13 protein-coding genes are annotated in these 13,612 nt (G+C 49.1%); 4 read left to right on the forward strand and 9 right to left on the reverse strand.

Translation table 11 applies throughout. The annotated features are described in order from the left end of the window. Positions 1-101: 101 nt before the first annotated feature. Positions 102-1,547: a sigma-54 dependent transcriptional regulator gene (locus QWF21_RS16340; protein WP_330089120.1), complete on the reverse strand. Its 1,446-nt coding sequence runs from the start codon at positions 1,545-1,547 to the stop codon at positions 102-104. A gap of 133 nt (positions 1,548-1,680) precedes the next feature. Then, positions 1,681-2,472, reverse strand: coding sequence for a flagellin (locus QWF21_RS16345; RefSeq protein ID WP_330089121.1), 792 nt, complete (start codon positions 2,470-2,472; stop codon positions 1,681-1,683). A gap of 175 nt (positions 2,473-2,647) precedes the next feature. Between QWF21_RS16345 and pseB the strand changes: the two genes are divergently transcribed. The 4 genes from pseB to QWF21_RS16365 all read left to right on the forward strand — a co-directional run bounded on the left by pseB (position 2,648) and on the right by QWF21_RS16365 (position 6,753). Beyond that, on the forward strand, positions 2,648-3,649 hold the full coding sequence (gene pseB, locus QWF21_RS16350; protein ID WP_330089122.1) for a UDP-N-acetylglucosamine 4,6-dehydratase (inverting): 1,002 nt from the start codon (positions 2,648-2,650) through the stop codon (positions 3,647-3,649). Then, entirely contained in the window at positions 3,646-4,791 is a 1,146-nt protein-coding gene (gene pseC / locus QWF21_RS16355; protein WP_330089123.1) for a UDP-4-amino-4,6-dideoxy-N-acetyl-beta-L-altrosamine transaminase, read from the forward strand. Before pseB ends, pseC begins: the two co-directional genes overlap by 4 nt. Positions 4,792-4,981: 190 nt before the next feature. Continuing rightward, on the forward strand, positions 4,982-6,262 hold the full coding sequence (locus QWF21_RS16360; RefSeq protein WP_330089124.1) for a PP2C family protein-serine/threonine phosphatase: 1,281 nt from the start codon (positions 4,982-4,984) through the stop codon (positions 6,260-6,262). Next, the gene (locus tag QWF21_RS16365; RefSeq protein ID WP_330089125.1) at positions 6,259-6,753 is read left to right on the forward strand and encodes an STAS domain-containing protein; all 495 of its coding nucleotides are present in this window, start codon (positions 6,259-6,261) and stop codon (positions 6,751-6,753) included. The genes QWF21_RS16360 and QWF21_RS16365 overlap by 4 nt, the downstream gene beginning before the upstream one ends. Before the next feature lie 24 nt (positions 6,754-6,777). On the opposite strand, the gene pseI is transcribed toward QWF21_RS16365, so the two are convergent. The 7 genes from pseI to QWF21_RS16400 are packed head-to-tail and all read right to left on the reverse strand — an operon-like array spanning position 6,778 to position 13,595. After that, entirely contained in the window at positions 6,778-7,827 is a 1,050-nt protein-coding gene (gene pseI / locus QWF21_RS16370) for a pseudaminic acid synthase (protein WP_330089175.1), read from the reverse strand. Beyond that, positions 7,805-9,160 carry an NAD(P)-binding protein gene (locus QWF21_RS16375; protein WP_330089126.1) on the reverse strand — a complete coding sequence of 452 codons (1,356 nt, stop codon included), beginning with the start codon at positions 9,158-9,160 and terminating at the stop codon, positions 7,805-7,807. Before QWF21_RS16375 ends, pseI begins: the two co-directional genes overlap by 23 nt. 16 nt (positions 9,161-9,176) lie before the next feature. Then, positions 9,177-9,872: a WbqC family protein gene (locus QWF21_RS16380; protein WP_330089127.1), complete on the reverse strand. Its 696-nt coding sequence runs from the start codon at positions 9,870-9,872 to the stop codon at positions 9,177-9,179. Further along, positions 9,865-10,533, reverse strand: coding sequence for a class I SAM-dependent DNA methyltransferase (locus QWF21_RS16385; protein WP_330089128.1), 669 nt, complete (start codon positions 10,531-10,533; stop codon positions 9,865-9,867). Before QWF21_RS16385 ends, QWF21_RS16380 begins: the two co-directional genes overlap by 8 nt. Beyond that, positions 10,520-11,515: a hypothetical protein gene (locus QWF21_RS16390; RefSeq protein WP_330089129.1), complete on the reverse strand. Its 996-nt coding sequence runs from the start codon at positions 11,513-11,515 to the stop codon at positions 10,520-10,522. Before QWF21_RS16390 ends, QWF21_RS16385 begins: the two co-directional genes overlap by 14 nt. After that, positions 11,515-12,213: a pseudaminic acid cytidylyltransferase gene (gene pseF, locus QWF21_RS16395; protein WP_330089130.1), complete on the reverse strand. Its 699-nt coding sequence runs from the start codon at positions 12,211-12,213 to the stop codon at positions 11,515-11,517. The genes QWF21_RS16390 and pseF overlap by 1 nt, the downstream gene beginning before the upstream one ends. Next, on the reverse strand, positions 12,210-13,595 hold the full coding sequence (locus tag QWF21_RS16400; RefSeq protein WP_330089131.1) for a methyltransferase domain-containing protein: 1,386 nt from the start codon (positions 13,593-13,595) through the stop codon (positions 12,210-12,212). The genes pseF and QWF21_RS16400 overlap by 4 nt, the downstream gene beginning before the upstream one ends. Positions 13,596-13,612: the final 17 nt, after the last annotated feature.

The raw sequence follows: 13,612 nt of genomic DNA on the forward strand, positions 1-13,612 counted from the left end.
GATTCATGCAGGTTATATGCCATAAATAAGTCGATGAATTACAGCAAGATAGGGGGCAGATTACAGCGTACTGGTGTCAGAATTCTGACACCAGTGTGGTATTAGTCGTCTTTGGCAAGATTGTATTTGCGCATTTTTTCCACCAGGGTAGTACGACGCAACCCCAGCATGTCGGCAGCACGGGCCACCACAAAATCATGCCGCTCCAGCGCCTGGGTGATAAACAGGATCTCAAGCTCCGCCAGATGATCTTTAAGATCAATCCCTGCCTCCGGCAACTGAGGATCCGCCTGAAATGGATCAGCCTCCGCCGTTTCATAAAAAGCCATTTCCTCTTCATCGGCCTGGAACAGCTCATTCAGCAAATCACGCTCTTGCAAAGCCTCTGGATAATCCGGCACATAGCTATCCACCTCCAGATGTTGGTAGCGCAGAGGCAGCTCTGCTACATCCACCACCTGATTCGGGTACATGATGGCCATGCGCTCTACCAGATTAGCCAGCTCCCGGACATTACCAGGCCAGGCGTGGAGCTTCAGACTTTCCATCGCCCGCTCGGTAAACTTTACCCGGGCGTGACCCGCCTGCTGTTGGCGCTGAATGAGTTCCTGACACAGCTGGGGCAGATCTTCGGTGCGCGCAGACAGCGCCGGTGTTTCAATCGGGAATACATTGAGCCGGTAAAACAAATCTTCACGAAAGCGACCATCAGCAATCATTTGCTCCAAGTTACGATGCGTCGCAGCAATAATGCGCACATCGGCTTTGATCGGCTGATTGCCCCCCACCCGCTCATAAATCCGCTCCTGCAATACCCGCAGCAATTTAACCTGCATCGGCAAAGGCATATCGCCAATTTCATCCAGAAACAAGGTACCGCCCTGTGCCAGCTCGAAACGGCCTTTGCGGGTAGAAAAAGCACCGGTAAAAGCACCTTTTTCATGGCCGAACAACTCACTTTCCAACAATTCAGCAGGAATGGCACCGCAATTAATTGGCACAAAAGGGCCATCAGCGCGGCGGGAAAGCAAATGAATGTTGCGCGCCACCACTTCTTTACCTGTACCGGAGTCGCCCAAAATCATCACATTGGCCTCAGTCGGCGCCACTTGCTGGATTAAAAAGCGTAGCTGCTGCATCGGCTCGGCCGATCCCACCATATCGACCAAGCGCGCAGCCTGATCCAGCCGTTGCTGCCCCGGTAACAACCGATGATATTCCTGACAATCTCGGAGCGATTGAGTCAGGCTGTCGTAACGAAAGGGTTCGGTTAAAAGCGCCACCACATTGCCAAACTGCAGCAACGCATCCTGAGTACCATCCAGCACTAAAAAGGCGGTGGCTGGAAACTGTTCGATCAGGGCTTGTGGTGCCTCATCCAACTGACCAAGCAGCACCACGGCAGGCTCGGGTTGCTGTAAGCAAGCCAATAACTCGGCAAAGTCAATAATCTGATGTGGTTCCAGCACAAAATCGAGAATAGCACTAAGGCGCTGTTGGCGTGGGATATTGCCATCGACGAGGTAAAGCTTGGGGGTGGCGCGCATAGTCACTCAATCGTTGTTCTGGTTATGCTCCCATTGTAGCGAAGCCGCTTTGGCTTGCCAAATAAAAAGCGCTGGAAATTTGACGTTCTGTCAATTTCCCAGCGCTAACCAACAGTTGCTAAGGCCGGTAAAGTTAACCACCCAAAATACGCAATGCCTGCTCCTGTTGCACCCGCCCCTGTGCTGCCACACTGATGCTGGACTGCAGTAAAATATTGCCAGCAACTTGCTCACTTACGGCTTTGGCGTAATCCAGATCTTCAATCCGGCTTCGCGCTTCAGCCTCACCAAGGCGCTGACGATCAATGACATTGGCCGCTGCTTCAAAGGCATTGATGGTGGCACCGGTATCTGCCCGTAAAGCCCCCAGCTGTTGCAGTGATTGCTCAACGCTGCCAAGCGAAGCAGTCAATTGCGATGGATCCGTCAAGTCGAAATCAAACAAATTGCTGGTAGTCAGCGCAGCTGCGACGTCTTCCGTACTTAAGCTCAGGCTGCTATCGCCGGTACCAAAGGTTACTTCACCACTTTGATTAAAAAGCCCTTTACCTGCAAACTCGGTGTTATCGATCACCTGCTGAATATTACCCAATAACTGATCTGCCTGCTGCTGCAAGGCCTGACGCTCACTGGCACCATAAATGCCATTACCAGCCTGAATCGCCAGCGTATTTAAGTCCTGCAAGTTTTCTTCAATCGCTTGCAGGCCTTGATCGTACACCCGCGCTAACGAAATACCATCGTACACATTGCGCGAAGCCTGTTCACGGGCATTGATGCTTGAGGTCAACTGATTGGCAATTTGCAAACCTGCCGCATCATCAGCCGCACTGTTGATACGCCTTGCTGTCGCCAATTTTTTGAACAAGTTGTCCTGCTGCGCAATAGTTTGATTCAAAATGGAGTTATTAGTACCGACTTTCATCCGCATGACCTCGCAACGCTGTAATGGTTAAATTATAGCCAGAACGCACTAAAAATGCGAACTTTGCCTATCTGCCTGGCTACTTTGCAACCAGAGAGTTTTAAATCCCCTGCGCTATCGGCACAATTTATGCTATGTTCAAACAGTTAAGTGTGACACAGCAGAGGTTCACTCTATGTTTGATGGCAAAACAATCCTAATCACCGGTGGTACCGGCTCTTTTGGTCACAAATATACCCAGACCTTACTGGCTCGCTACAAGCCAAAAAAAATCATCATCTATTCGCGCGATGAGCTAAAGCAGTACGAGATGCAGCAGGTTTTTCATCAAGACTGTATGCGCTATTTTATTGGTGATGTACGGGATGCCGAGCGCTTATTACGAGCCATGCGTGGAGTAGATTTCGTCATTCATGCCGCAGCACTAAAACAAGTGCCTGCTGCGGAATACAACCCAATGGAATGCATTAAAACCAACATCAATGGGGCTGAAAATGTGATCAATGCCGCTATTGATGCCAATGTCGAAAAAGTGATTGCTCTTTCCACCGATAAAGCCGCCAACCCGGTCAACTTGTATGGTGCCACCAAGCTGGCATCCGATAAGTTATTTGTAGCCGGCAACAACATCGCTGGCGGCAGCCGGCCTCGTTTTTCGGTGGTGCGCTATGGCAATGTGGTTGGCTCACGCGGCTCTGTGGTGCCCTTTTTCCAGAATTTGATAGAGAAAAGCCACGATCACCTGCCAGTTACGCATGTGGAAATGACCCGATTCTGGATAACCCTGCAACAAGGGGTTGATTTTGTGCTGAAAAACTTTGAGCGCATGCTGGGTGGCGAAATTTTCGTACCTAAGATCCCATCCATTCGCATTATGGATTTAGCCAAAGCCATGGCACCAAGCATGCCCATCAAAGAAGTGGGTATCCGTCCTGGCGAGAAGCTGCATGAAGTGATGTGCCCCGGTGAAAACTCCTACCATACTTACGAATTTTCCGATCACTTTGTGATTGCACCCTCCATTCGCTTTTTTAACCGGAAAAATAGCTTTGATGTGAATGCATTGAATGAACAGGGTACTTTGGTAGAGCCCGGCTTTGAGTACGCATCCAGTACCAATCCGCATTTTTTAAGCCCGGAGGAAATCCTGCAATTTAATCTGGAAGCCATGCAATGATCCCCTATGGTCGACAGCACATCAACCAGGCCGATATTGACGCCGTTTTGCAAGTGCTGCAAAGCGATTATCTAACTCAGGGGCCTGCTGTACCTGCCTTTGAACAGCGCCTGTGCAGCTTAACCGGTGCCAGCCATGCTATTGCCATGAACAGTGCCACCTCTGCGCTGCATCTGGCATGCCTTGCTTTGGGTGTAAATTCTACCAGCCGGGTCTGGACTTCCCCTATCAGCTTTGTGGCTTCGGCCAATGCAGCGCGCTACTGTGGCGCTCAGATTGATTTTGTTGATGTTGAAGCTGAAACCGGCAATGTATGTATTCAGGCACTGCGCACGAAACTGGAACAGGCCAGAGCCAAAGATGCCCTGCCGAATGTGGTGATTGCCGTGCATCTTGCAGGCTTAAGCTGCGATATGCAGCAACTGCGTCACCTGAGTGCTGAATTTGATTTTCGGATTATCGAAGATGCCTCCCACGCTGTTGGCGGCCAGTACCTGGGCCAGGCGGTAGGCTGTTGTCAGTACAGCGATATTACCGTATTTAGCTTTCATCCGGTCAAAATCATTACCACTGCCGAAGGCGGTATGGCGCTAACCAATCAGCCGGAGCTTGCCCAACAAATGCAACTGCTGCGCAGCCATGGCATTACGCGCGAAGAAAATCAAATGACCGAGCCAGCTCATGGTCCCTGGTACTACCAACAGCTGCAACTGGGCTACAACTACCGCATGACCGACTTACAGGCCGCATTGGGGCTTAGTCAAAGTACTCGTTTAGCAAACATCATTGCGCGACGTCAGCACTTGGCCCGACGTTATCAGCAATTATTAGCTGGCTTACCACTCGATTGCCCTGCTCAACCAGAGAACATCTTAAGCAGCTATCATTTGTTTATTATCCGGCTACACGATAAAGCCAAACGCAAAGCCGTCTTTGAAGGTTTGCGCCAGGCAGGTATTGGTGTGAATGTGCATTATATTCCTATCCATACCCAACCATACTATCAGCAACTTGGTTTTGATTGGGGAGACTTTCCAATCGCTGAGGATTTTTACGAGCGTATTATCAGCCTGCCGCTCTACCCTGAGCTGACCGAGCAACAGCAAGACTTTATCCGTGAGCAGCTGAGCGCATGGTTATAACGATCACCTTCGCCCCTGTTGGGGCCAGACCTCGCGCTATGGCCTGGCATCTGTTATCGTTATAAGGTAGCAACATCCAAACAGAACTGAGCAATGGCAACTTTAAAGCCCCTCTTACATTTCAGCTGGAGGTTTGAAGGTGGTACAGCTATCTGATGCACATTTGACACCCGCTTTAGATGATACACCCATGGACTTTTTGGTTGAGGATGAAGCTGAAACCGAGCAACAAGGCTATTGGACCATACTCATTGTCGACGATGAGCCGGAGATGCACCATGTCACCACCATGGCACTGCGCGATTATAGTTTTCAACACCGAAAGCTCAACTTTATAAGTGCCTATAGTGCAGCTGAAGCCAAAACAAAGTTGGAACAGTATCAGGACATCGCACTGATTTTACTGGATGTCGTCATGGAAACGGACGATGCCGGTTTGACCCTGGTCCGTTTTATTCGTGAGCAACTGAATAACCATCAGGTCAGGATCATTCTGCGTACAGGTCAACCCGGCCAGGCACCAGAGCAGCAAGTGGTGCAAGAGTATGATATCAATGATTATCGCTCCAAAACCGAACTAACCGTTCAGCGTTTAACTACGACCATTACTTCTGCACTGCGCTCATATCTGGCAATTACCCAACTGGAGCAACTGAACGAAACTCTGGAAGCTAAAGTCGCAGCCCGAACCCAGGAGCTTGAATCGGCTCTGGCACAATTAAAGCAGTCACTGCACGAGCTTGAAGCCGGGGAAAAAGCCGGTAAGCAAGTACAGTTCAAATTATTGCCACCCAAACAGATGGCTTGGATGCCTTACCAGTTTGAACATCTGCTCTACCCATCCGACTTCATGAGTGGCGACTTTGTAGATTACTTTGTTATTGATGATATCCACTGCGGCTTTTATATTGCCGATGTCTCTGGCCATGGTGTTGCCTCCGCTTTTGTCACCGTTTATTTAAAGCGCTTTATCAGCTCCTTGCTTGAGCGTTTCAAGCTGCAGCAGTCCAGACTGATATTAGAGCCCGCAGCCTTGCTGCATGAGCTCAATAGCGAGCTACTCAAAGAGGCTATTGGCAAATACATTGCTTTGTTTTATGGCGTACTGAACCGACAGAATCAACAACTGCTCTTTGCTAATGCAGGAGCCTTTCCCTGGCCTTTACTTCAGGAAACATCAGGGGCAATCCGTTGGCTGGAGCTCAAAAGCACCCCAGCAGGCATGTTTGAAGCCGTCAACTACCAAACCGATTGCATCGATTTTAAACCGGGTATGGCCATGCAACTCTGCTCCGATGGTTTGCTCGATGTTCTACCTGGAGACAACACGGAGCAAAAACTGAAGTTACTCCAACATCAGGGAACCAAAAGCCTCCATCAGTTATTAACGAACTTGCACATTGATCCCAACCAGGGATTACCGGATGATTTAACCATGCTCAGAATCAGTTGTTATGGAGACCAACCATGAACACCGAGCAAATCCTGTTCGCTTGTCTGCAAGAACACTGTTATTTCAAACTAAGCGGCGAACTCAGATACACCAATGCTACTGGTATGGATGACCTGATTGAGCAGTTATTTGAGCAAGAGCAACCAGCCTGCGCACAGGTAGTGGTTGACTTGAATGACGTAACCTTTATCGATAGCACACACATTGGCTTGCTGGCCAGTCTGGCACGGCATTGCCAACAGCATCAGTTACCAAAACCGATATTGTTCTCTACCAATACTGAAGTCAATCAGTTATTAAAAGGGCTTTGCCTGGAAACAGTATTTGATTTTGCTGAACATCCGACCAATCAGGCTATCGACCTGACGCCGGTGCAGGTTGAGCAACACAGCGATGACCATAAAGGCAAAATGATTCTCAGGGCTCATGAAGCACTGCTGGATTTAAGCGATAAAAATCGGCAGGAATTTAAACCTGTGGTGGAGCTGTTGAGAAAACAGCTGTCTTAATGCGGAACCAAGCCGCATCTGACATTATGTGAAGTGCTCCCAACTGGTTGGCGTATTTTTCACGGCAGCTTTACGCAGCGTTTTACCAAGTAGTTGTTCCAGGTACTTTGGAGCCAGGCCAAAGCCCGGCCGCACACTACGAATATGCTGCGGTGCCAACACAGTACCAGCGGCAAGATCTTCGACAAAATAGAGCGAGCGACGAAACTTTGCATTACCCTGCTCACTGCTTTGCCTGGCGTAACTTACCTGGCCCAGAGCTTGCCATGATGTTTTTACATCCCGGCACAAAGCGGCTAAATCAGCCGGCTCTAACGAAAAACTATCATCGGCACCACCACCGGCTCTATCCAAGGTAAAATGTTTTTCAATAATCGTCGCCCCCATTGCTACGCTGGTGATGGCTGTAACATTATCAATGGTATGATCCGACAAACCAACCTGTACCTTAAAGCGCTGTTGCATATCCGCCATGGTTCGTAAGTTGTAATCGGATGCTGGTGCCGGATAACCACTGATGCAGTGCAAAATTGCCAACTGCTGGCAACCACCTTCCCGGGCGGCAGTAATGGCCTCTTCAATTTCAGCCTCCGTTGCCATTCCGGTAGAAATAATCATTGGCTTGCCTGTCGCGGCAATATAGCGGATTAAAGGTAGATCCACCGCCTCAAAAGAAGCCACTTTGTATGCAGGTGCATTCAACTGCTCCAGCAAATCTACCGCTGTTGAATCAAACGGAGAACTAAAAATCGTGATGCCCAGCTGGCGGGCATAATCAAACAGTGGCTGATGCCACTCCCAGGGTAGCTGAGCTTGCTGATACAACTCGTAAAGATTCTGGCCATCCCATAACCCGCCACGGATCATAAAGTCTTCCGTTCGAGCATTCAGAGTAATGGTGTCAGCCCGATAGCTCTGTAATTTCACCGCATCCGCCCCGGCCTGCTGCGCCGCCAAAATGAGCTGCTTCGCACGCTCCAGACTGCCATTGTGATTTGCCGACAGCTCTGCAATAACATAGGGTGGATGATCGGTAGAAATCTCTCTACCATTAATGCTCATTCTTTTCATCAGCTACTCCTTTTGTTACCAGCTGTTTTGCTGCTTGATAGGCATCCATCAACACATCCGTCATAAAGAATAAAGCAGGCTTGGCTCGGCCGATAAATTCGATGGATGGATTTGCTGTTTTCACGCCTTCAAATAACTGCAATCGTTGTTCTTCACTCCCTGCCAGCGGAATTGGAAAACCGGCTTTGATCTCGCTGGTGCCAAGGTGGTGCATCGTGGCCCGATCGGCAAACACGCCCATCGCTTTGAGCTCTTTGGCGATGCAATCAGCAGCAGGTTGCGCCCCAACATCATGGATCACTTCCACACTGCATCGATTACTGGCTGTTGCTTCGGATCCCTGCAGATTATTGTACAGGGTGATCCGGTAGCTCTGTAATGCAGGCTCATAACAATACAGATAGTGACATTTCGCCAGCGGAGTCTCTGTGCTATGAAAATGAAAGATACTTATTGCGCGGCTTTCAGGTCGTTGTTGCTGCACTCCTTGCAGCCCCAAGTAGACCGGTACTGTCCAAATGACCTGCCTGGCCTGCAAGACCTTACCATCATGAAAACTTACCTGGTGCATCGACTGCTGTCGCTCAACTTTTTGAATGCGGCTGGAAAAAAGACACTGACCTCCCTGCTGCGTTATCTGTTGCTGCAACAGCTTAATCCACTGGCCAATACCTTGCTGCTGATCCGGATAATACCAGCGGCTATCACGTGGCTTTTCACGATCATCGCTATAGGCAAGTACAGCATCCAAATGATTGATTTTTTTTAGGTTGATGCTTTGCTGGCGATCACCACAAATTAAGCGGCTTAGGCCATAATACTTCAGCGCCTGCGGAGACAATTCAGCCAGTGCCTTATTGCAAAACTTCGCCATCAATGGGGCCAGTACCTGGTTGCTAATGGTCGAACCATAACAGTGCTCAGCATAGTGCTTTAGATCGCCGGCCACGGAAGTCCTATCACTGGTTTGCAGCAACTCTGCCAGAACCGTTTTTGCAATCTCCCCTTGTGAGCTGATATCCGGGAACTGTGAACGTTCATTCAGCATACCATTGAAATAGTTCCCTACTTTCAATGCAGTTAATTGATGCCAACTCCGACAAATTTGTTGAGGAAACAACAGCTTGTTCAAGTCCTCATCCGAAGTCATCTCAGGGATATGGGTGCCCAAATCAAACTGCTGCCCGGCAAACGTCTCTGAGCGCAACAGCCCGCCGGGCTCTGTACCACTATCCACCAGCACAACGGTGCTACCGGGCTTATACGACAGAATTGTTAATGCGGCAGTAAGGCCGGAAATACCGGCGCCAACAATCAGATAGTCCAGATCTTTCATAAAAGCCTGCCTTGCATTAAGTAATAAGCTGCAACCGGTGCGCATCAAATCCGAGGTAACAAATGGCATCCAGCCAAGCCAAATGACTGATAAATTGCTGGCCTTTCTGGTGATACATTGGATGTTCCCAGTTTTGATAACAAAGCTGAATACCCTGGGCAGCAAATCGTGCCCGTTCTTGCTCAAGGTAAACACGCGAGCCTTGATTAGCGAGGTAGCTGTCAGCATTCAGTTGCTGAAGAATAGCTAACAATAAATCAGCTTTTTGGCCGGATACACCAAGCTCCGATGCTTTTAGTAAAGGGGTCTCAAGCCCCAACCGCCGGCAAACGGAACGAATAAGAGCAATGTTTAAATCCGCAAGCCTGTCGTAAGGCGTGTTAAAAACCGGCTCAATAAGCTCCAGCACCTCCGCCAGGTACGGTGTTTTAGCCAAATAGGTTTTAACGGAGTTTAGATGTTTACGCTGCCAGTTGATGCGCTGATTGGCCAGCGCGATGTCCATGATAGGAGCATCCAGCGCATGCCGGGCAACAGGCACAGACAGCCAAATCACATTATCCTGATGATCTTTGATACGGTTTCTAGACTGCCAGGATTGCTTTTCAAACTGCACATTATCAAGAAAAACAAAGCAATCTACCTGGGCTATTTGCTGGAAATACCCTAACCATGGCAAGTAAGTGGGTTGGCTGATGGCAATTTTAGTCATAATTGCCTTTACGAGGTGTGTGGGCAGTTTGTTTTAGGTAACAACTGAACTCAAAAGGCACCACTCCAGCTTTAATTTCATAATCATGCCTTAAACTCACCATCGGCGTAAGCTCTTCCTTACAAAAAACAAATACCTCCGCTGGATTAAAGTAATAAAGCCCCTCCGCTTTGTAATCAACATAGTGACTCAGGCAGTTAAAAGCCAGTCCTTCGTCCGTAACCGCAAACAATAGCCGAAGTATATCCTGCAGAAAGCTTTGGTTGCAGGTGATGTCATTGTTAAAAACACCGCTGATAAAGACCAAATCAAAGCGCTCTGGTATGCGTTCCTGCAATATGTTCCTCAGCTCAAAACGCCCCTCCGGATGATTCTCCCGCGCAAGCTTTAACAACTCTGCCGATAAATCATAACCCACGTACTCCCCAGCAAAACCTACGCGCTTAAGTAAGCCAAGCAGGTGGCCGGCACCACAACCAAAATCGAGTATTTTTTTATGCTGAAACTCAGGAAAGCCCTCCAGCAAAATCTGAAAGCGTCGCTCCTGCGTTTCTACGCTGCTTTGCTGAACCGCATGATGTGAATAGCCATGTGCCTTGGCAAGGGCATTGTAATGATCGGATATCTGCAGCAATTGCTGCTGTATGTCATTCTGTGGCATCAGTACACTCACCTAAACATTGCACTACAAATTTCGCCGCTCTTTCCGCCGAGCCGGAGGAAAATACCTGATTACAGGCTTTTCTCGCATCGGCATGCATGGTCTCTGAATAGACTATATCGGCCAGTTCTGTCAGAAGTTTATCGGGTTTTAACTCAGATGCATGCCCAAGATTAAAACACAAACCTGCCTGGCTAAACTGCATAGTTTCTTGCAATTCGCCAGCAGTCAGTGAGATCACTGCAGCCGGACACCCCAGATAGGCACACTCATACTTTGCCAGCCCACCACTGGTGATGCAAAAATCTGCCCAGACATAATGCTGATAAATATCAGAGCTTGCTGGCAACCATTCTACATTTGGACAGACACCGTCACCCTGATGACGCAACCCCAGGATACGGATTTTCAGCGTCGCATCCAACTGATGCAAAGCAGCCACAAGTTTCGGTGCTATGTCGTAGCAATCGCCACTACCAATCAATAGCAGTACTTTGTGTGGAGGCATGCTTTTCTGCAGTGGGCCAGAGCCCGGAAACGAGGGGTGTGGTAAATAATAACTGAGCCCCAGGGCCTGCGACCTAGCGCCTTTGCTTCGATAATCAAACCTGGGAGCAGCCAGAGTAAAGTTAAGCACGCCTGCCACTGGGTAGGACTCATGCAAACAAAAATCATCCAGTACCACGTAATGATGATGTTCAGGTAACTCTGATGGCTGGTAGTGATAACTGTCAACCACCACCTGGCTTCCTGGAGCCAGAGTAGCGGCTCGTTGACAAATGCTAAGCTGCGTGTGCTGTAACACTAGCTGGAAGGCTGCGGCAAACTGCCGGGCGGTTTGATGATAGCTGCCAATGAATACCACATCTCGCCCACGGCGCTGCAGTGCTTTGGCCAGCGCGGCACAACGCAAAAAATGCCCCATGCCACTGGTCGCATCGGCATCGCATAGCAGGAACACACAGTCAGTCTGGTATGCCATCACTTCACAGTTTTCATCAAACCAGGCAAATGCCTGAACAATACTTCAGCCAATTGCCAATCGTCTGGCGTATCAATATCATGCGCACGATAACGTGGAATGGTCATCCCTTGAACCATCTGCTCATAAAACGGCTTCTCGGACATCCAGGCTGCTGCAGTCCCAAGATAAAATTGTCCCACATCATGATAATAGCTATCACAGTCCTGAGTTCGGCTGTTCAAATATTCAGGTGCCTTCATCGCAAGACGGCCGGTCGAATCAAGGCTCAGTGCTCTGGATAAAGGATAGGTATAGGCGGTAACGGGCATGACAAAATCAGCAGAAGTTGCCTGAAGCTGCTGGACTGCTTCTCGCAGATCATCTGCTGTCGTAAACACTGCCGTCGGGTACAGGCAACAAATAAGTTCGTGGCCGGGCAAGCGCAATTCACTGATGGCATGCTGAATCACCGGCACCGTTGCCGCCATATCATGAGCCAGGCTATCGGGCCGGATAAACGGAACCTCGGCCCCTTCTTCGCGTGCAACACTGGCAATTTCAGCATCATCGGTACTTACCAGTACGCGCTCAAATAAACCAGAGGCGAGTGCCATTCTCAATGGCCAGCTAATCATTGGTTGGCCGGCAAAAAGCCGGACATTCTTCCGCGGTATCCGCTTACTGCCCCCTCGCGCAGGTATAATTGCAATTGTCATAACATGCCAGAGCCAGTTGCCTCAAAAACCCCATGAAAAATTGCCAGCGCTTGTTCCTCAGTATAGACGCCACTCTTTACCAATGGCCAACTTTGCACTTCACTGCTATCGATAACCCGCTCATAGCCCGGCTGAAACTTAATCATGGCTGATTTGAAGCCTAATGCAGCCATCACAGCCAGTCTGTGTTGGCCTGCCGTAACCACAAAGCGGGCATCCTGCTGATGCTTCAAGATATAACCCCGGATGTACCCATCCGGTTTTAACTCCGGAGTATAGCCTTCCTGGCTGATAACCATAACCAGATTTCGGAGCCGTTTTAACTCGGCCAGCACTTGAGCATCGCTTTGTGGTCCAAACGCATGGCTATCCCAATCCGGGATCAAGGCAGCTTTACTTTGCCCGGCTTGCATGTCTTCGATGCTGTCGGAGCTATCAAACCAGGGCAACCAACTGACATAACGATCAAGTGGCATCTGTGATAAAACACCAATATCTGCGGTATAGCCTAGTTGCTGCCAAAGATCGCCAAAGCATGTTGGCTGACACGATTGATAATACTGGTACAAAGGCGCTTCCCGGTAATTAATAGGCCGAGAGCTTTGTATACACTCAAAAATGAAAGTCGCTGTCGCAGTAAAACGGTGCCAACCTACGCCTGGTGCATAGCGTTGCAAATCCTTGCTGCCGACGGCGGCGTCCAATGGGATATGGCACAATTTACTGACTGAGCTACGGATACTCTGAGTACTATCGGAAAGCTGCGGCCTTTTGAGTGGTGTCGATACCGAGCCCTTTTTGTGGTACACAATCAGCGGCCGGAAAGGCTCACTGACCGGTAAGTTGTTCTCAGACAAACCTACCAGTTGGCTGGTAAATAAAAAACCTTTTTCATACAGTAAATTGTCATAGTATTCTTTGGCAGATAGCGCATCATTCTCAGTGAAACCCTGTGCAGAACCATACTTCTCATGGATCAAGCAGGGCTGAAAGAATAATTGCAGGCTTGCTTTTTCAAACAGCTGAACAAAAAATGCTTCCGAATACGAGGTAGAAAACAGCTTTGCAAGTTGCTGATTAACGGATAAAAACAAAACAACATCTACCTCAGGCAAGGCTTTCAAATCATCAAGGGTAAGTGCATGCTGGCTGATCTCAGCGCTACTAAAGTTTTGCTGTTGGAACTGCCGGGCAGTATCCGCATACCCGGCATCGGCTTCAAACCCAACCGCGGCCAGGCCTAAAGCATCCAACTGGGCAGTAATCACCCCCTCGTTGCAACCAACATCAATTGCTGAACGAGCACTCTTGTCCAGATGCAAAGTAATTAATGCAATATTTTGTTTCACGCCATTTGCTCTGGCTCCGAGCTGATAACTCATACTCTACTACCTGTGTG

The sequence above is a fragment of the Alkalimonas mucilaginosa genome, from assembly GCF_036327005.1.
GTDB lineage: Bacteria > Pseudomonadota > Gammaproteobacteria > Enterobacterales > Alteromonadaceae > Alkalimonas > Alkalimonas mucilaginosa.

Excerpts from the sequence above, each read along its gene's own strand:
- QWF21_RS16340 (WP_330089120.1), bottom strand. The coding sequence starts at position 1,547 with ATGCGCGCCACCCCCAAGCTTTACCTCGTCGATGGCAATATCCCACGC.
- QWF21_RS16345 (WP_330089121.1), bottom strand. The coding sequence starts at position 2,472 with ATGAAAGTCGGTACTAATAACTCCATTTTGAATCAAACTATTGCGCAG.
- pseB (WP_330089122.1), top strand. The coding sequence starts at position 2,648 with ATGTTTGATGGCAAAACAATCCTAATCACCGGTGGTACCGGCTCTTTT.
- pseC (WP_330089123.1), top strand. The coding sequence starts at position 3,646 with ATGATCCCCTATGGTCGACAGCACATCAACCAGGCCGATATTGACGCC.
- QWF21_RS16360 (WP_330089124.1), top strand. The coding sequence starts at position 4,982 with ATGGACTTTTTGGTTGAGGATGAAGCTGAAACCGAGCAACAAGGCTAT.
- QWF21_RS16365 (WP_330089125.1), top strand. The coding sequence starts at position 6,259 with ATGAACACCGAGCAAATCCTGTTCGCTTGTCTGCAAGAACACTGTTAT.
- QWF21_RS16375 (WP_330089126.1), bottom strand. The coding sequence starts at position 9,160 with ATGAAAGATCTGGACTATCTGATTGTTGGCGCCGGTATTTCCGGCCTT.
- QWF21_RS16380 (WP_330089127.1), bottom strand. The coding sequence starts at position 9,872 with ATGACTAAAATTGCCATCAGCCAACCCACTTACTTGCCATGGTTAGGG.
- QWF21_RS16385 (WP_330089128.1), bottom strand. The coding sequence starts at position 10,533 with ATGCCACAGAATGACATACAGCAGCAATTGCTGCAGATATCCGATCAT.
- QWF21_RS16390 (WP_330089129.1), bottom strand. The coding sequence starts at position 11,515 with ATGGCATACCAGACTGACTGTGTGTTCCTGCTATGCGATGCCGATGCG.
- pseF (WP_330089130.1), bottom strand. The coding sequence starts at position 12,213 with ATGACAATTGCAATTATACCTGCGCGAGGGGGCAGTAAGCGGATACCG.
- QWF21_RS16400 (WP_330089131.1), bottom strand. The coding sequence starts at position 13,595 with ATGAGTTATCAGCTCGGAGCCAGAGCAAATGGCGTGAAACAAAATATT.